The organism is Brevinematia bacterium, from assembly GCA_039630355.1.
GTDB lineage: Bacteria > Spirochaetota > Brevinematia > DTOW01 > DTOW01 > SKYB106.
On record JBCNVF010000116.1, the window covers coordinates 1 to 2658 of the forward strand.

The 2658-nt window shown below is 34.5% G+C and carries 3 protein-coding genes; all 3 read right to left on the minus strand.

All coding sequences use genetic code 11. From position 1 onward, the window contains the following. A partial coding sequence (locus ABDH28_07485; GenBank protein MEN2998856.1) for a hypothetical protein occupies positions 1 to 703 on the minus strand: 703 nt, incomplete at its 3' end. Positions 704 to 715: 12 nt separating this feature from the next. Continuing rightward, a complete protein-coding gene (locus tag ABDH28_07490) occupies positions 716 to 1861 on the minus strand; it encodes a PBSX family phage terminase large subunit (protein ID MEN2998857.1) in 1146 nt (381 codons plus the stop codon). Beyond that, positions 1839 to 2273 (minus strand): hypothetical protein, encoded by a 435-nt coding sequence (locus ABDH28_07495; GenBank protein MEN2998858.1) that lies wholly within the window; start codon positions 2271 to 2273, stop codon positions 1839 to 1841. The genes ABDH28_07490 and ABDH28_07495 overlap by 23 nt, the downstream gene beginning before the upstream one ends. Positions 2274 to 2658 lie beyond the last annotated feature (385 nt).

The following is a 2658-nucleotide window of genomic DNA, read 5'->3' on the forward strand; positions in this document are numbered from 1 at the left end:
GTATTTCTACCAAGTTCTGCATCTCCGTTCTTATTTCCTTTACATCCATAGCAACGGGACTTATTAAAAAGTTTATTCTTTTATTATTTTCTAGTTCTCTTCTTATAGCAGCTTCTAGTCTTTTAAGTGTTTCCTCTCCTACAAACTGGTCTTTGAAAGATGCAAGTAAGGTTAGGTTATTCGCGTTTGTGTTTAAAACCGCTATGTTTAACAGGGCATTATCGTATTTTATTAGGTTTGCTATTGGTCTAAAAATACTATTCCCTACTATTACTCTATCTAAAGAGTTTTCTTCCATAGGGATTATATTTCTTACATGCACGATTTTATCATACTCGTATACATTTCCCTTGTATTCTACTACTATCATATCTCCTACTTTTATATAAGTTTCCTCTGGAGAGATTGGAAATAAAGTAATCTTTCCTGCCACAGTATCTTTTATTAAATAAGCATTTCCGGAAATTATATAGTCATAAACTATAACTTCTACTAACTCATCTGGCGTAAGAAGTCCATTGCCAAGCACTCCTTTTTTATCCTCTACACCCATTCTATTAAGAGCATTAACTATTGCCTCTATGCCGGCTATAACCCACACATTACTTAACAACTCCTTTTTAACATCTCCCCCTACGTCTGAACCAACTACTACTATTCCATATTCCTTTGCTTTCTTTCTAAAAAGTCCCAATAAATCCATACATACCTCCTACTACATTACCAAAAAGTTTACTTCACGGAAGGTAACTGTAATACTATAAATTATTGCATACCTCATAGCATCTATGCAGTGGTCATTAACTTTTACAATCTCATCCTCAATTAGTCCTTCCCTATTTACTTTATAGGAATACGTTTCTATCTCCTTAAGTGTGTTTACTGCAGTTTCAGAAAAGTATATTTTCTCTTGTAAAAGCCTTTGTATCTGTTCAAACACCCTTCCTTTTATACTTCCAACCACACTAAACCCTGCGTTCCTAATCTCTACTATTCTTTGTGGCTCCGAGCTATCTGCTACTATTAGTTCTTTTACTCCTATTTGTCTTAACAGCTCCACAAGGTCTGCATTAGTAATGTGAGATATTTTATAGTCTTCTAAAACAACATACTCTCCGCTTTCAGTAACCCCCACTTTAACTATTGCTGTTGGATTATTATAACCAAAATCCACTCCCCACAAAATGTCTCTAAACTTAAGTTTATTAACCTGTTCCTTAGTTAGAATGTAAGGATTTTTAAACACCAACCTTTCACTTTCTTTTGCAAAATCCCCCTCCAAATAAATTTTTCTGCTAACTCCTTGTAGCTTTTGCAGTATTTGTATTTGCTCTTCAGACACAAACGGATTATCCCACACAGTTACTTTTAAAGTATTACTTGGGTATGTAAGTATAAGCTTATGTAACCACTCTCGGTATAGCGGATTAAAGCTTAATATAACCTTTTTCTCTCCCACCCTAGCTCTTAAAGATGCCTGTATATAATCCTCTTCTGAAAACTCCGTTGCTTCTTCCATCCAGACTATACTTGCCTCTATTCCTTTAATTTTTTCCACTTCGTCCAAACCCCTAAAGAATATTTCAGAACCGTTTTCCAATATCATTTCCGAGTATCTGGTAAAGTTTCTAAAGCCCAAATTATACAACATCGTGTAAAATAACTTCCACACGGAATATCTTAGTGTGCTAGCATACTTCCTTAACACCAAGGCTGTCTGTTTCTTTGTAAGTAGTTTTGTTATTATATACTGTGCAATCGTATAGGACTTCCCAGCCATACTTCCCCCGTATACCACTACTGGACTGCTGGATACATCTATGTGCTTGTATATTTTTTCATTTACCCTTATCTTCAGCATCTTCTACCTTCCTTAGCCTAGGTTTTACAAACTCAATAACTATCTTAGTTTCCTCTTCTCTTTTAAAGTCTTCCTTATACCTACTCTCCAAATATTTTAGTAAAAACTCTGCATCTTTGTAATTATCTCCGGAAATTATGTTTAGAACTTTCTGTATTACCCAACCTTGGTGCTTTCCTATTCCTCTTTCTCTCGCAAAATGTAAATCCTTATAAAGCTTATAGTAGTTGTTCTTAACACTATCATTCTTGCCTTTTGCTAATATGTTATACCATTGTCTTTTACTTATTCCTAATAAAGCTGCAACAACGGTATCGGTGTAACCTTGCGTATACAATTCTTCCACCAACTCCACTAAGTCTCTTTTTTCACCGTTATATTCTATTTTCCTTTTTAGTTTACCTTTAGCCATACATTTATTTTAAAACAATCAAAAAAAGTGAAGTATATAAAAACGGCATATAACAGTTGTGCCTTTTTACGAGGCAAGGAAGTAGATAAAATTTACACACAACGGTTTTATACAGTTTTTGCAACCATTTTAAAACTGTTTTGCAACCGTTTTGCACACTTTGTGCACACACTTTGCAACTATTTTGCATACTACCTCTTACTATTTGACCTAACCTTCACTTTCCTCTTCTTCGCCATCTTCTACCTCCTCTAGGATATTGGTATAACTATAACTTAAAACCTTATCAAGCCTTTTACTAACTCTGTGGAATAATATACTAGTCCTAGTATTAAGTATCCCCTCCACTTTACCATATTTATCATAGTGCCTAAGATATGGAAGC